Genomic DNA, 14051 nt, shown 5'->3' with positions numbered 1-14051 from the left:
GACCGCGACGACGCGGAGGACGCAACCGAGTCCGCGCTGCACCCCGCTCGGGTGCCGGAACCGGAAGTCACTCCATGCGCCGTACCACCATCGCCACCGCCGCCGCGGTGACCGCGCTCGCAGCCGCCCTCGTCGCCCTCCCGGGCGTCGCCACGGCCGAGGGCGCTCCGACCCCGACGCCCACCGCGTCGCAGCAGGCCATCACCGGCTCCGCTGGTGAGGCACCCACGACGAAGGCGGCACCACAGAGCCGTGCAGCGACCCCCATCGGCACCGAGTGGGTCGGCGCCGCGGACGTGACGCCCTGGACGACGGGAGCGTTCCCCTCGACCTGGTTCACCACCGGGGGCACGCCGACGTTCGGCGCGAGCGGCGCCACGCTCCCCGCCGCGACGCTCCTCGCGCACGCCACGACCGGCAGCGCCACCACCGACCTCACCGACGTCCGCAGCACCGCGAAGGCGTCGGAGGACGGCCTCGGGCTCGGCACGGCGGACCTCATCGCCACCGGTGACGCCCGCTACGCGCTGGTCGTCGACACCGCTGGTTCGACCGACAACGCGACCGGCGACAGCGTCGTCCTGACCACGTCGGCCACGGGCCCGACCGCCGTCGACGGCACGTGGACCGCGACCGTCGCCGTCGGCACCATCGCCGCGGGCACGCCGGCCACCCTCGCCGACTTCCAGGCGCAGTTCGCGGCCACGACGCCCGATGCCACGATCAACGCCTACGGGGCGCTCACCGTGACCGGGTCCGGCACGGTCACCGGCATCTCGCGGAACAGCGACAACACCTACTTCACGCCGGAGCCGACCGGCACCATCCGCGTGCAGACCCCGACCACGCAGTCGTCGCTCCGCGACCCGGGCGTGCGCGTCACCGCCACCGGCTTCCTGCCGGGCGAGGAGGTGCAGCCGGCGATCCTGCTGCAGGACCTCGAGTACGTGGCCGCCGACCAGGTGTTCACCGCCGACGAGGACGGCAACGTCTCCGGGACGGCCACGTTCGCCTCGAGCATCCCGGCCGGGGACGTCGTCCTCACCCTCAGCGGTGCCGACAGCGGCATCCTGGTCAGCTTCCCGGTCACCGTCGTCGCCGACCCGGCCACCCCGGGCACCGACCCGGAGACGCCCGCACCGGCTCCGGTCGCCGTCCCCGTCCCCGGGAACGCGGCCTTCACGGGCTGACCCGCAGCACGCACCCACCCGACGCCCGCAGCGGCGTCCGACGGCGCCCGGCCAGCACCACGCCGGGCGCCGTCGCCACGTCCGAACCGAGGAGCAGCACCGTGCCCCGATCGTCGTCACGCCTCCGCCCGGGCCTGCTCGCCGCCGCCGTCGCGATCGCCGTCGCCGCCGTCGTCGTCGTGCTGGCACTGCGTCCGTGGACCGCCCCGGTCGCCGCGCCCGCCCCGGCACCGTCCGTGACCGCATCGGCCTCCGCCACGCCGACCCCGGTCCCGACGTCCGCCCCCGCGCCGACGCCGACCCCGAGCAGCCGCCCCACCGACGCCGTGCACGCTCCGGCAGCGTCGACCGTCGCCGCAGCGCGTGGCTCGTCGGTCGCCGTGCACACGGCACCGGGCGGCGCCGTCACCACGACCCTGATGAACCCCCAGCCGTCCGGCGCACCGTTGGTCCTGCTCGTCGTGGCGCAGGAGGACGGGTGGGTCCGGGTCCAGCTCGCGCAGCGGCCGAACGGCAGCACCGGGTGGGTACAGGCGAGCGCCGTGACGCTGTCGTCCGACCCGTACGCGATCGTCGTCACCACGGCCACCAACACCCTCGACCTCTACCGTGACGGGAAGGTGGTGCACTCCTACCCGGTCGCGACCGGTACCGGGGGGACGCCGACGCCGACCGGGCGATTCGCGCTGACCGAACTGCTCGCCCCGACCAACGCCGGGTACGGACCGTACGCGTACGGCACCACGGCGTTCTCCGACGTGTTGAACTCCTTCGGCGGCGGCCCGGGGCAGATCGGCCTGCACGGTACCGACGACTCCTCGAGCATCGGCACCGACTCCTCGCACGGTTGCATCCGGATGCACAACGCCGACATCACGGCACTCGCGGCGCTCCTGCCGCTCGGCACCCCGATCCAGGTCCGCTGACCGCACCCGTGCGGGTCCCGTCGACGACCCGTCACGCCGTGGCGGACGGGAGGCGCGGGTCGGCCCCGCCGCCCACCGCACCACCTCAGGCGGTGACGTCCAGGGCCTCGGCGACCAGCGCCTCCAGGACGGTGCGGACCGCGGGACGGACCGCCCGGTCCGGTCGGACGAGTGCCTCGATCCGGCGCCCGGCGCGGACGTCGGCGAGCTCGGCGAGGTGGAAGCGGCCCGGCGCGCGGGTGCCGGAGGTGTACCGCGGCACGAGCGCGACGCCGTGCCCGGCCGCCACCAGGTTCTCGATCACCGGGAGGTGGACGGTGCGGAAGCCGACGCTCGGCGGGGTGTCGGTCGCGGCCGCCATCGCGGTGAGGACCCGGTCGATCGGGTAGCCCTCGGGGACGCCGATCCAGTCCTCGCCGACGACGTCGTCGATGCCGACCCGGTGGCGTCCGGCCAGCCGGTGCCCGAGCGGGAGCGCGACGTCGAGCGGTTCACGGAGCAGGGGCACCGTCTCGAGCGCTGCCCGCCCCGCCGGAGGAGCGCCGTCCGGCCGGTGGCCGATCACCACGTCGTGGTCGGCGGCGAGCGGCCCGAACTCGTCCTCGCTGACGTCCACGTCGGCCAGCACGAGCCCGATCGCGGGGTGCTCCCGCATGCGGGAGAGGAGCCCGGGGAGCAACAGCTCCGCCGCCGACGGGAAGACGGCCAGGCCGACCCGTCCCGAGGCTCCGCCCAGGTGCTCCCGCCACGCGGCGTCCACCGTCGCGATGGCCGTCGCCACCCCACCGGCGAGGTCGGCGAGGACCCGGCCGTCGTCGGTCAGCCGCACCCCGCGACCCACGCGTTCCATCAGTGGCCGGCCCACCTGGCGCTGGAGGGTCTGCAGCTGCTGCGAGACCGCGCTCGGCGTCCGGTGGGTGGCCGCGGCGACGGCCGTGACGCTGCCCCGTTCGGCGAGCTCGCGGAGTACCCCGAGCAGTTGGACGTCGAAGTCGGCCATGCAGGGAGGCTACAACGACGGTGGAGAACTCTGCGCTGGTGCTGTACGGTCCGGATGGGCCACGCTCGACCCGTGCTCCTCCGAGATCGTCTCCTCGCCGTGGTCGTCGCCGTCGTCTGGGGACTGAACTTCCCCGCCACCGCGCTGGCGCTCGAGCACTTCCCGCCGTTCCTGCTCGTGGCGATCCGGTTCACCCTGCTCGCGGTCCCGACCGTGCTGCTCGTGCCACGACCGCGGATCCCGTTCGGGCGGCTGCTCCTGGTCGGCCTCGGACTCGGCGTGCTGCAGTTCGCCTTCCTGTACCTCGGCATGGCGGCGGGGCTGCCGTCCGGGCTCGCGTCGCTCGTGCTGCAGGCCTCCGCGCCGTTCACGGTCGTGCTCGCCGGGGTGTTCCTCCGCGAACGGCTGACCGGGCGGCAGGTCATCGGCGTGACGATCGCCGTGGGCGCGCTCGCGGCGATCGCCGTGCACCGCGCCCAGGCGGCCGCGCTGCTGCCGGTCGTGCTCGCCCTGTGCGGGGCCCTCGGCTGGGCGATCGGCAACGTGGCGACGCGCCGTGCCGGGGCACCGAACCCGCTGCACCTGACGCTCTGGTGGTCGATCGTGCCGCCGGTCCCGATGGCCGTGCTGTCGTTCGTCGTCGAGGGCCCGGACCGGATCGGGCACGCGCTCGGCACCGCGTTCACCGTGGCGGCGCTGCCGGCGGACCTCGGGCTGCTGTACATCGTGCTGGTGGCGACGCTCGTCGGGTACGGCATCTGGTCGCGGTTGATGGCGGCGTACCCGTCGAGCACCGTGGCGCCGTTCTCGATGCTCGTGCCCGTCGTGGGGGTGCTCGCTTCGTGGGCGGCGTTCGGCGAGGTGCCGGACGCGGTGGAGGTCGTGGCGGGCGCGGTGGTGGTGGCGGCGGTGCTGTGGTCATCGCGACCGGCGCGGTCCGCGGGGGCCGCGCGGGTCGAGTCGGCCTCGCGGGTCGAGTCGTCCTCGCGGGTCGAGTCGGCCTCGTCCGGTGCCGAGGTCGCAGGACACGCCGCGGGGGTACCGGCGAGGTCGCACGACGTGCCGCTCAGGGCCGACGCGGACGGCCGTTCGCAGGACCTCGGTGCCGACGCCAGAGCGCTCAGCCCTGGTGCTGGCGACGTTCCGCGATGATCCCGGCGAGCGCCCCGCGCAGGTGGGGGTACCGGAACGCGTAGCCCGCCTCGACCAGGCGCGTCGGGACCACCCACCGGCTCTTCAGCACCAGCTCCGTCTCGGTCCGGATCGCGAACGACCCGAGCTCGAGCATCCACCGCCACGTCGGGATCCCGAAGCGGCGGCCGACGGCGTCGCGGATGGTCGCCATCACGGTCCGGTTGTCGGACGGGTTCGGGCTCGACACGTTGACGGGTCCGTCGATGTCCTCGTGCTCGCGGACGAAGCGGATCGCGCCGAGGACGTCCGCGATGTGTACCCAGCTGAACCGCTGCCGACCGTGCGTGTGCCGGTCGTGGTGGTACGTCCCCGCGCGCAGCCGGGAGCGCGTCGGGAACCACGGCCCGTCGTACTGCGGCCCGCCGAGGCCGGCCTGCGCGAGCCGGATGAGCGGGACGAGCGCACTGCCGTCGCCGAACACGATCGCCATGCGGAGGGCGACCCGGCGGGTGCCGGGGAGGTCGACGGCGTACAGGGCGTCCTCCCACGCCCGGGCCACCGACACCGAGAAGCCCTCACCGAGCTCGCCGGTGACCTCGTCCTGCGGGCGGTCGTCGGCGTGCCGGTAGATCGTCGCGGTCGACGCGTTGACCCACAGCGGTGGCGGGTGCTCGCTGGTGCGGATCGCCTCGGCGAGCTCGAGCGTCGTGTCCACCCGGGAGCGGACGATCTCCGCACGGTTGCGCCGCCCGTACCGGCAGTTGACGCTCTTGCCGGCCATGTTCACGACGAGCGCGGCACCGTCGACCAGCTCGCGGATGCGCATCGTGTTGCCCCAGACGGCGTCACCGGTGCGGCCGATGGTGACGACCTCGTGGCCGTCCGCGCGGAAGGCGTCCTGCAGGTACCGCCCCACGAAGCCGCTCGCACCCGCGATCACCACACGACCCGTCGTCGCTCGGTCGTTCATCCTGTCCCCCCGTCCGGTCCGGGAACGATCCCGTAGCGGAACGCCCCCTCGTACCGGTACAGCGTGCCGACGACCGGCGCGGCGAGCACCAGGGACACGCGCTGCACGTCGGCTTCGTCATCGAATCGTTCGACGAGCGTCACACGCGGCGCCAGGACGCCCGGGAGGCGCACGTCCCGACCCAGCGCACGGAACGTCACGCGGGTGGAGACGAGGCGCAGGGCGCCCGCGTCCGGACCGGTCCCGTCGACCTCCGCCCGGAGGAGCGCGCTGACGCGCCCGCGGCGACCGAGGTGGTCGACCAGCCCCTCCGGCTCGGCGGTGATGGCGTCCACCATCGTGCGGGGACCGGAGCGGAACCGGAAGGTGCGGTGCGCGCGGACGGCGAGCCGCGCCTCCCGGCCGTCACTCGACCCGCGGCCGACGCGGGCCGGGCGGTTCTCGACGGTGAAGGGGACGTCCCGCTCCCACACCGGGAACATCACGGCGTCGCGGGCGAACCAGGCCAGCAGCGGCCAGAGCCAGCGGCGGGGCGTCCCCACGACGTCGAACACGCCCGAGCCGCGGCCGACGTGGCCGGGCGGCACCGGGCCGAAGTACGTGCGGAGCCGGGGGTGCAGGCGGGCGAGGACGTCCGCGGGGACGCTCACCTGGTAGGGCGACCGGGTCACGCTGCCGATCCTGGCACGTCGGCGGGCCGGAAACCTACGATGGTGGCATGGGACACGACCACGGGGCAGCGCACGGGCACGCGTCCGAGCGCGCGCTGCTCGTCGCGTTCTGCATCTCCGCGGGGATCCTGCTCGCCGAGGTCGTCGGCGCGGTGGTCACCGGCTCGCTCGCGCTGCTCGTGGACGCCGGGCACATGGTCGTGGACACCGGTGGACTCGGGATCGGCCTCGTCGCCACCCGACTGGCCCGGCGCAGCCCGACCGCACAGCGCACGTGGGGGTTCCAGCGCGCCGAGGTGCTCGGTGCCACCGCCCAGGCCGCGATCCTCCTCGCCGTCGGGGTCTACGTCATCATCTCCGCGGTGCAACGGCTGTTCGTGCCGGCCGAGATCCACTCGGGGCCGCTGCTCGTGTTCGGGGCGATCGGCCTCGTCGGGAACCTCGTCGCGTACGGCGTGCTGCTCCGGGCGTCGGGTGAGGGCTTCACGTCGCGCGCGGCTCGTCTCGAGGTGCTGAACGACACGCTCGGGTCGGTGGCGGTCATGGTGGCCGCGGTCGTCCTCATGGTCACCGGGTGGGAGCGTGCCGACTCGGTCGCCGCGATCCTGATCGGGCTGCTCATCCTGCCGCGGGCGATCCGGCTGCTCCGCGAGACCGCGAACGTCCTGCTCGAGTCGACGCCGCCCGGGCTGGACCTCGACGACGTCCGCGAGCACATCCTCGAGCTCGACCACGTGATCGCCGTACACGACCTGCACGCGACGCTCGTGGCCACCGGGGTGCCGAACCTGACGGCGCACGTCGTGGTGGACGACCACTGCTTCTCGACCGCGCACGCGCCACGGATCCTCGACGAGCTGCAGCAGTGCGTGGCGAAGCACTTCGACGTGCCCGTGGAGCACTCGACGTTCCAGCTCGAGCCGGTGTCGCACCGGCGGCACGAGCACGAGGTGCACGCGTAGGGGGCTCTGCCGCGGGGGGGGCGTCGTCGACCCGGTACGACATCGTGGACGTCGTACGACGACGGCGATGTCGTTCGGTGCACGCGCACCCAGTCGGCCCCTGCAAGAGGCGACACGATCGACGTCGTACGACGACGGCGATGTCGTTCGGTGCACGCGCACCCAGTCCGCCCCTGCAACAGGCGACACGGTCGACGTCGTACGACATCGACGATGTCGTTCGGGGCGCGCGTTCACATCGGGACGTGCACGTGCATCGGATGCCACCACGGGCGCGCCCGCACGCCGCTCGGCGCAGTTCGGACGAGGACCTCGGCGTCAGCAGCCGTCGTCGCGCGTCGGGTAGGCCGTGATCACCCGGTCGGTGGTCGCCGAGACGATGACCTTCACGAAGGGCTCCGCGGACGGCCGGGACCCGTCGTCGAACCGCACGGGTGCGACGAAGCAGACCTTCCCGTCGCCGGCGTCCTGCGGGTACCCGGTGCGCGGCGTCTCGAGAGCCGTCCGCACGGCGGTGAGCATCGCGTCGTCCCAGTCCCGCGCGCCGTGGCCCGACATGACGTCGCCCCAGTCGCCGGTGTGGCGGACGCGGATGTGCTCGTAGCCCTGGCTCGGGTTGCCGCACTGCATCACCACGTCACCCAGCGCTGCGGTGTCGTAGGTGGCGACGGTCTGGCGGCTGTCGGTGTCGCAGCGGGCGAGGACGTCGGCGCCGGGCAGGTCCGGGCCGGCGATCGTGATCGTCACCGTGCCGTCCGCGGCGGCGCCGTTCCCCGCGGTGGCGCTCGGCGTCACGGTCGCGGCTCCGGCTCCGATCACCGGGTCGTCGGCGCCGCGCTGGCTCGAGAGTGCGATCCCCGCGGCGACGATGCCGGCGGCCAGGACGGCTGCGACGCCTGCGAGGGCGGACCGGTTGCGCTTCTGGACCACGCGCCCAGTATGCCGGACCCGGCGAGGCCGAGGGGCGGGGTCCGAGCCGAGCCGGGCCGACCCGGGCCGGGCGGGGCGGGACGAAGACCCGCGGCCCGCAGCCCCGCCGCCCTACTCCGCGCGCGCCGCCAACCGCGTCCCGGCGACGAGCGCCAGCACCACGACGAACACCACGTACCCGAGCAGCACCGGCAGCGTCGGCAGCACCAGCAGTGCCGCGCCGACGGCGACCACGGGCACGGTCAACCCGGCGTAGGCGATGAGGAACGTCGCCGCGAGCACTCCGCCCCGACGCTCCGGTCCGACGAGCGACCCGGCACTCGAGATCGACGCCTTGAAGAGCAGCCCGACACCGGCACCGGCGACCACCCCGCCCCCGATGAACCCGGCGACCTGCAGCACCACGGCCGCGACGGCGAGGACCACGAGCCCGCCGACGAGCAGGACCAGGCCGAGCCGGATCTGCGCCCGCTGCGACAGCCGCGCGAACACGATCTGCGACACCGCACTCGCCGCGAACACCCCGAAGGTCGTCGCTCCCGCGGCCAGGCGGTCGGTCACGTGGAAGGTCGTGCCGAGGAAGGTCGGCGCCACCGAGGTGAAGAGCCCCTGCACGGCGAGCGCCGCGAAGGCCGCGACGCCGGCGGCCCAGAACGCGCCGGCCTTGCCCTCGGGCGCCTGGAGGCGCTGCGGGCGGTAGGCGACGGGCGAGGACGGACGGTCGACGGTCTCCGGCACGGCGAGGACGACCACGAACGCGACGACCAGTGCGACGACGAAGACCACGTAGGGCACGAGGAGCGGCTGCCCGACGAACTCGGCGAGCGCACCGCCGACGAGGGCGCCGAGCGACAGGCCGCCCAGGTTCACGGCACCGGCGGCCACGGTCGCCCCGGCAGCCGATGCCCCCGAGCCGGTGGCCCGCACCCGGAGTTCCCCGAGGTGGGCGGTCGCCGTCGCCGTGAGGAGTCCCACGCCGAGGCCGGTGACGAGCCGGGCGACGATGAGGCCGCTGACGTCGTTCCAGAGCAGGAAGAGCACTGCGGCGACGAGTTCGAGCGCGACCGACACGAGGATGAGCGGTCGCCGTCCGTGCACGTCACTGAGGTGTCCGGCGAGGAACAGCGCCCCGACGACGCCGACCCCGTACGCCGCGAAGACGACGGTGGTCGTGAAGGTGGGGAACCCGTCGCGCGCCTGGTAGATCACGTAGAGCGGCGCGGGCACGGTCGCGAAGGCCATCACCGACAGGAACGCGAACGCCACGGCCCAGAAGCCGAAGCCGTGACGTCGACGCGTGTGGGCACGGCGTCCGCGCGGAGCGACGACCCGATCGCCCGCGGACGCGGGCGTGACGGTGGTGACGGGGACGGTGCCCGACGAGGGCTCGGTGGCGGTGGACATGGTCCGATCATCACCCCGGTCGGGCATCGAGTCCAACGGATGCTGTTGATGTCGGCCATCGATCGGATCGATACTCGACGGATGGAGACCCGCCTGCTCGAACAGTTCGTCACCGTCGCCGCCGAGGGCAGCGTGACCCGGGCCGCCGAGCGACTGTGGGCGGCGCAGTCCACGGTCTCCGCCGGCATCGCATCCCTCGAGCGCAGCTTCGGTGTCCGCCTGTTCGACCGCTCCGGTCGGCACCTCGCCCTCACGGCTGCCGGGGAGGACCTCCTCCCCCACGCACGCGCCGTCCTCGAGTCGCTCGACCGGATGCGCGACCTGGCGACCGTCGAGGACGCCGACCTGCGCGGTCGCGTCCGCCTCGGCATCTTCACGAGCCTGGACATCGTGGACCTGACCGGGGTCCTGCGTCGGTTCCGGCAGCGACACCCGCTCGTCGCCGTGGAGTTGATGACGTCGCCGTCCGGGACGACCGGCCTGGTGCAGGACCTCGTCGCCGGCCGGCTCGACCTCGCGTACACCGCACTGCCCGGCCTGCCGAGCGGCCTGGCCGTGGAGCCGCTGCGGGAGATGCCCTTCCGGGTGTTCGTCGCGCCCGACCACCCGCTCGCCGGGCGTCCGTCGGTCGCTCTGGCCGACCTCGCCGACGAACCGTTCGTCGACACGGCACACGGCTTCGGCAACCGGCTCATCCTGGACTCCGCGCTGGAGCGACTCGGGATCCGACGTCGGGTGGTCGCGGAGATGAACGACATGCCCGCGGTGATCCGCTTCGCCTCCGCCGGGCTCGGCGTCGGCGTGGTGCCGGACTCGGGCGTGCGGTACGAGGGCGCGGTGCTCGAGCTGGAGGACGACGTCGAGCCGTTGCGCATCGGCCTCGCGATGCGTACGAGTCCGGAGCCGAACCGCGCGGTCCGTGCGCTGGCCAACGACATCGTCGCGGCACGCGTGCGGTAGGGGGTCGGGTTCCCACCGACGGACTGGAGGCGCGGCGCGGGTCCGCCCCGCGCCTCCAGGCCGTCAGTCCCCCCAGATCGTCTCGCTCAAGGAACCCAGCAGGTTCTCGGTCGGGACGTTGGTCTGGTCGATGACGATCCACGTGGTGCCGCGGACGTAGTAGGTGTAGGCCTTCTCGACGCCGTACCCCTCGACCGTCCCGCGCGACTGGCAGAAGGTCGCCGTGCCACGCGGCTCGCACCTGCCGCCGCCGTCGAACTCCGGGAACATCCGCACCGCCTCGGCCAGATCCGCTTCCGACCCGGTCCCGATCTGGATCGAGATGCCGGAGATGTCGGCTCGTGGATCGCGCCAGAGGCACGAGATCGACGTCGATCCGAGGCCGGCGTCCGGGGCGTCCTCGCCCGGGGTCGTCTCGGTCACCGGCGTGTCACCGAAGAGCCGGTCGTAGTCGGCCGCGGGGACGAGCGCACGGCAGTCGGTCGGGATGTTCGCGACCGTGTTCTGGGTCGGGGTGGGACGCGGCGTCGGGCTCGCGGTGATCGGGGCGGAGGTCGGCGTCGTCGCGGAGGGTGCCGGCTCGGGCTCCTGCGTCTGCACGGGCGCGGCGACGGGACGGTCCTGCTGCGAGAGCGACAGGGCGACGGCGCCGGTCGCGGTGCCGATCGCGAGGAGTCCGACGATCCCGATCGCGATACCGGGGCGCACACGACGTCGCTTCGGACGCGGAGCGGCACGGTCGAGGACGTTCCGTTTCATCGAGACGAGCATGCGCTGCAGCTCGTCCCCCTCGGGAGGTTCAGTGTTCATCGTGCATCACCGCCTTCTTGAGTCGACGTCGGTTGCGCGAGACGCGCTGGGTGACCGCGCCCACGCTGAGCCCGAGGATCTCGGCGGCCTCGGCGTAGGAGTGGCCCTCGAGCAGGCACAGTTCGCAGATGCGCCGGTCGGTCTCCGGCAGCGCGGCGATCTCGGCCCGCACCCACCGCAGCCGCTCGCGTGCCTCGTCGTGGTCCTCGGGGGCGGCGAGGTGTTCGGGGAGTTCGTCGCTCCGGTGCTTGGCGCGCTTGCGCCCGGCGTTGAGGGCGTGGTTCCGGCACACGACGAGGAGCCACGGGAGCATCGTGTCGGCGGGCAACTCGAGTGTGGCGGCCCGCTGCCAGAGGGTGAGGAACGAGTCCTGCACGATCTCCTCGACCTCCATGCGGTCGGCGGCGATCGCCCACGCGTAGCGGGTGAGGGTGGTGGCGTAGCGGTCGAACGCACGCGCGAGTGCGCCCGTGTCGCCCTGTGCCATCGCACGGACGATCGCCTCGTCCGTCTCCGTCGTCACGTCCACATCCCACCCCCTCAACACAGCAGTGTCGGCAGGACGCGCGATCCTGACAGGACCGTTCCCGGATCGTGACCCCGGGCGTGTCGTCAGTCGTCGAGCAGGTACGCGATGCCCTCGACCGAGCGCTTCGCCGCGGCGGTGCTCGACACGAAGCCGACGAGCACGATGGCCGCACCGACTCCGACGACGATCCACCACATCGCGTGCGTCGCGACCGCGAACCCGGCGCCGACGCTCGCGACTGCGCTGGCTCCGGTGACCGTGCCGGCGAGCGCCACCCCGAGCGACACCCCCGTCTGCCGGCTCGTGGAGGCGACCGCCGCGGCCGATCCCGACTGGGCACGCGGCATGCCCGAGACGGCGGTGTTCGTGATCGGCGCGTTCACCATGCCGAACCCGAAGCCGAAGAGGACGAAGGCGACGACGAGCACCCACATCGGCGTGTGCGCGTCGATCGTGGTGAGGACCGCGCCACCGGCCCCGATGCCGATCCCGGCGAGCACGAGGGGCACCCGGGTGCCGACCGACCCGACCAGGCGCCCGGACAGCGGGGAGACCACCATGGTCGCGACGGCGGCCGGCAGGGTCCAGAGGCCGGCCTCGAACGGGGACATCCCGCGGACCTCCTGCAGGTACAGCGCGTTGAGGAACAGGAACGCGCCGTTCGCGCCGAAGGCGACGATCGCGGTGACGACGGCGGAGGAGAACGGGACGCTCCGGAAGAACCGGACGTCGACGAGCGGTTCGGTGCGACGCCGCTCCACGGCGACGAAGGCCACGAGGGACGCGGCGGCGAGGACGAAGAGGCCGAGCGTCGCCGGCGAGGTCCAGCCGAGCCGCGGTCCCTCGATCAGTCCGCCGACCAGGGTCGCGAGGAGCACGATGACGAGCACCTGCCCGACCGGGTCGAGTCGGCGGGGCGTCGGGGACTTCGACTCGGGCACGAACAGGAAGGTCAGGACGATCGCCGCGACCCCGATCGGCACGTTGATCCAGAAGATCGCCCGCCAACCGACCGAGTCCGTGAGCGCTCCACCGACGAGCGGCCCGAGTCCCATCGAGACGCCGACGACGGCGCCCCACACGCCGACGGCGCGGGCACGTTCGCGGGCGTCGTCGAAGGTGGCTGTGATGATCGACATCGCCACAGGGTTCATCATCGAGCCGCCGACGGCCTGCAGCATGCGGAAGACGACGAGCCAGCCGACGCTCGGCGCGATCGAGCACAGGAGCGACCCGACCGTGAAGAGCGCGAGGCCGATCTGGAACGTCCGGCGACGGCCGATCCGGTCCGCCGTGGACCCGGACAGCAGCAGCAGGCTGGCGAGGACGAGCGTGTAGGCGTCGATCGTCCACTGCAGGCCGGAGATCGTGCTGCCCAGCTCGCGGCCGATGGAGGGCAGCGCGACGTTCACCACGGTGGCGTCCATCGAGACGATGAACAGGCTCATGCAGCAGACCGCGAGGATCAGGTACCGGTGGCGGTACCGCTGCGGGAGGTCCGGGTCGCCGAGGAGCGGACGCAGCGTGCGGGTGGTGCCCGACTCAGTGGAAGTCGTCGCCGTCTCCTTCACCCGGGGTCTTGTGACCGCCGAGCATGTCGTTGTCGTCCTGGTCGCTCGAGGAGGCGAGTTGCAGCATCGCGAGGACGACCACGACGACGATGAACGCGATGCCGAGGAAGATCACCGCGAGCTGGAGTTCGCGGGTCGAGAAGAGCACGACGAGTCCGGTGAAGACCGCGATGATCGCGGAGATCCCGAGGAGCTCGGCCGGGCGCAGGCGGTCGCGACGGCTGGGGGTGGTCATGCGTGTGGTGCTCCGTCCGGGGCGGCGGCCGGAGCGGCCGTTCCCCACTTGTGCGAGAGGCCGGCGATCACGTGGAAGACCGCGGTGATGGCGAGGTACGCGCCGAGCAGCCCGACGAGGACGATCGAGGCGTCGAGGACGCCGGAGACCCGCTCGACACCGCCGAGCTGCTGCGAGTAGTCGGGCGGGGTCAGGAGGAAGGCGACGGCGAGCAGCAGCGTCAGGCCGCCGATCGTGGTCCAGTCGCGGCTGAACGGCGACCGGTTCCGCGCGCGGAGTCCCTGCGTCAGTTCGAGCGCACCGGTCAGCACGGCCCACGCCACGACGACGGCGATGAAGGCCGGCAGCCCCGAGCCGTTCAGGGCGAGACCGGCCACCGCCGCGAGCAGCGTGATCACGGCCTGCACGAGGGTGGTCCGGCGCGAGCGGTCGTCCGCCGTCAGCCGTGAGGTGCCGGCGAGCAGGAGGACGAGTCCGTCGACCACCGCGAACCCGCCGAACAGCAGCAGGCCGTAGCCGGCGGCGTGGTTGGACGAGAAGGTGATGACGAGGGCCACGACCGCGGCTGGGACGGCCCGGAGGACGGGGATCGGCCAGTACCGCGCGCGCTGGCCGGAGTCGTCCACGGAGTGGGACACGAGACCTCTTTCGGGCATGCGGATCGTGGTTCGATCCTACCGCCGGACCGTCCCGGCAGCGGACCGCGCCGGGGACCACGGCGCTGAGGATGCTCGAACCAGCACGGGACCGGTGGGGCGA

The 14051-nt window shown here is 73.3% G+C and carries 15 protein-coding genes; 5 read left to right on the top strand and 10 right to left on the bottom strand.

What is annotated here, in order from left to right:
* The first annotated feature begins 74 nt into the window (after positions 1 to 74).
* Positions 75 to 1190, top strand: a complete 1116-nt coding sequence (locus AAEP86_RS05975) for a hypothetical protein (protein ID WP_420369627.1) — start codon at positions 75 to 77, stop codon at positions 1188 to 1190.
* A gap of 101 nt (positions 1191 to 1291) precedes the next feature.
* Positions 1292 to 2116 carry a L,D-transpeptidase family protein gene (locus AAEP86_RS05970; RefSeq protein ID WP_420369626.1) on the top strand — a complete coding sequence of 275 codons (825 nt, stop codon included), beginning with the start codon at positions 1292 to 1294 and terminating at the stop codon, positions 2114 to 2116.
* An 85-nt stretch (positions 2117 to 2201) separates the two neighbouring features.
* Here AAEP86_RS05970 and AAEP86_RS05965 read toward each other — a convergent pair whose 3' ends face one another.
* On the bottom strand, positions 2202 to 3116 hold the full coding sequence (locus tag AAEP86_RS05965) for a LysR family transcriptional regulator (RefSeq protein ID WP_420369625.1): 915 nt from the start codon (positions 3114 to 3116) through the stop codon (positions 2202 to 2204).
* 72 nt (positions 3117 to 3188) lie between these two features.
* Between AAEP86_RS05965 and AAEP86_RS05960 the strand changes: the two genes are divergently transcribed.
* Entirely contained in the window at positions 3189 to 4268 is a 1080-nt protein-coding gene (locus AAEP86_RS05960; protein WP_420369624.1) for an EamA family transporter, read from the top strand.
* Here AAEP86_RS05960 and AAEP86_RS05955 read toward each other — a convergent pair.
* Together AAEP86_RS05955 and AAEP86_RS05950 are read right to left on the bottom strand one after the other, a co-directional pair.
* Positions 4237 to 5220 carry an epimerase gene (locus tag AAEP86_RS05955; protein WP_420369623.1) on the bottom strand — a complete coding sequence of 328 codons (984 nt, stop codon included), beginning with the start codon at positions 5218 to 5220 and terminating at the stop codon, positions 4237 to 4239. The genes AAEP86_RS05960 and AAEP86_RS05955 overlap by 32 nt on opposite strands.
* The gene (locus AAEP86_RS05950) at positions 5217 to 5891 is read right to left on the bottom strand and encodes a DUF4166 domain-containing protein (protein ID WP_420369622.1); all 675 of its coding nucleotides are present in this window, start codon (positions 5889 to 5891) and stop codon (positions 5217 to 5219) included. The genes AAEP86_RS05955 and AAEP86_RS05950 overlap by 4 nt, the downstream gene beginning before the upstream one ends.
* Before the next feature lie 47 nt (positions 5892 to 5938).
* Here AAEP86_RS05950 and AAEP86_RS05945 point away from each other — a divergent pair, with 47 nt between their 5' ends.
* On the top strand, positions 5939 to 6853 hold the full coding sequence (locus AAEP86_RS05945; protein WP_420369621.1) for a cation diffusion facilitator family transporter: 915 nt from the start codon (positions 5939 to 5941) through the stop codon (positions 6851 to 6853).
* A 318-nt stretch (positions 6854 to 7171) separates the two neighbouring features.
* On the opposite strand, the gene AAEP86_RS05940 is transcribed toward AAEP86_RS05945, so the two are convergent.
* Both AAEP86_RS05940 and AAEP86_RS05935 read right to left on the bottom strand, forming a co-directional pair.
* Positions 7172 to 7783 (bottom strand): hypothetical protein, encoded by a 612-nt coding sequence (locus AAEP86_RS05940; RefSeq protein ID WP_420369620.1) that lies wholly within the window; start codon positions 7781 to 7783, stop codon positions 7172 to 7174.
* A gap of 111 nt (positions 7784 to 7894) precedes the next feature.
* Positions 7895 to 9187 (bottom strand): MFS transporter, encoded by a 1293-nt coding sequence (locus AAEP86_RS05935; protein WP_420369619.1) that lies wholly within the window; start codon positions 9185 to 9187, stop codon positions 7895 to 7897.
* Between the two features lie 81 nt (positions 9188 to 9268).
* On the opposite strand from AAEP86_RS05935, the gene AAEP86_RS05930 reads away from it, so the two are divergent.
* A complete protein-coding gene (locus tag AAEP86_RS05930; protein WP_420369618.1) occupies positions 9269 to 10147 on the top strand; it encodes a LysR family transcriptional regulator in 879 nt (292 codons plus the stop codon).
* 63 nt (positions 10148 to 10210) lie between these two features.
* Here the strand turns inward: AAEP86_RS05930 and AAEP86_RS05925 are convergent, their stop codons facing one another.
* The 5 genes from AAEP86_RS05925 to AAEP86_RS05905 form a co-directional block, all read right to left on the bottom strand.
* On the bottom strand, positions 10211 to 10957 hold the full coding sequence (locus tag AAEP86_RS05925) for a hypothetical protein (protein ID WP_420369617.1): 747 nt from the start codon (positions 10955 to 10957) through the stop codon (positions 10211 to 10213).
* Complete coding sequence (locus AAEP86_RS05920; RefSeq protein ID WP_420369616.1) at positions 10947 to 11480, bottom strand: RNA polymerase sigma factor; 534 nt, start codon at positions 11478 to 11480, stop codon at positions 10947 to 10949. Before AAEP86_RS05920 ends, AAEP86_RS05925 begins: the two co-directional genes overlap by 11 nt.
* Before the next feature lie 89 nt (positions 11481 to 11569).
* Complete coding sequence (locus AAEP86_RS05915) at positions 11570 to 13057, bottom strand: DHA2 family efflux MFS transporter permease subunit (RefSeq protein WP_420369615.1); 1488 nt, start codon at positions 13055 to 13057, stop codon at positions 11570 to 11572.
* Entirely contained in the window at positions 13029 to 13292 is a 264-nt protein-coding gene (locus AAEP86_RS05910) for a hypothetical protein (RefSeq protein WP_420369614.1), read from the bottom strand. Before AAEP86_RS05910 ends, AAEP86_RS05915 begins: the two co-directional genes overlap by 29 nt.
* Positions 13289 to 13948: a DUF308 domain-containing protein gene (locus tag AAEP86_RS05905; RefSeq protein ID WP_420369613.1), complete on the bottom strand. Its 660-nt coding sequence runs from the start codon at positions 13946 to 13948 to the stop codon at positions 13289 to 13291. Before AAEP86_RS05905 ends, AAEP86_RS05910 begins: the two co-directional genes overlap by 4 nt.
* Between the last annotated feature and the right edge of the window lie 103 nt (positions 13949 to 14051).

Origin of the sequence: Curtobacterium sp. L1-20 (assembly GCF_048755855.1) — a bacterium.
Lineage (GTDB): Bacteria > Actinomycetota > Actinomycetes > Actinomycetales > Microbacteriaceae > Curtobacterium.
This window is presented reverse-complemented; position numbering and strand designations above follow the sequence as displayed.

Coding starts and splice junctions, on each gene's coding strand:
- AAEP86_RS05975 (WP_420369627.1), top strand. CDS start 75: ATGCGCCGTACCACCATCGCCACCGCCGCCGCGGTGACCGCGCTCGCA.
- AAEP86_RS05965 (WP_420369625.1), bottom strand. CDS start 3,116: ATGGCCGACTTCGACGTCCAACTGCTCGGGGTACTCCGCGAGCTCGCC.
- AAEP86_RS05955 (WP_420369623.1), bottom strand. CDS start 5,220: ATGAACGACCGAGCGACGACGGGTCGTGTGGTGATCGCGGGTGCGAGC.
- AAEP86_RS05945 (WP_420369621.1), top strand. CDS start 5,939: ATGGGACACGACCACGGGGCAGCGCACGGGCACGCGTCCGAGCGCGCG.
- AAEP86_RS05935 (WP_420369619.1), bottom strand. CDS start 9,187: ATGTCCACCGCCACCGAGCCCTCGTCGGGCACCGTCCCCGTCACCACC.
- AAEP86_RS05930 (WP_420369618.1), top strand. CDS start 9,269: ATGGAGACCCGCCTGCTCGAACAGTTCGTCACCGTCGCCGCCGAGGGC.
- AAEP86_RS05925 (WP_420369617.1), bottom strand. CDS start 10,957: ATGAACACTGAACCTCCCGAGGGGGACGAGCTGCAGCGCATGCTCGTC.
- AAEP86_RS05910 (WP_420369614.1), bottom strand. CDS start 13,292: ATGACCACCCCCAGCCGTCGCGACCGCCTGCGCCCGGCCGAGCTCCTC.
- AAEP86_RS05905 (WP_420369613.1), bottom strand. CDS start 13,948: ATGCCCGAAAGAGGTCTCGTGTCCCACTCCGTGGACGACTCCGGCCAG.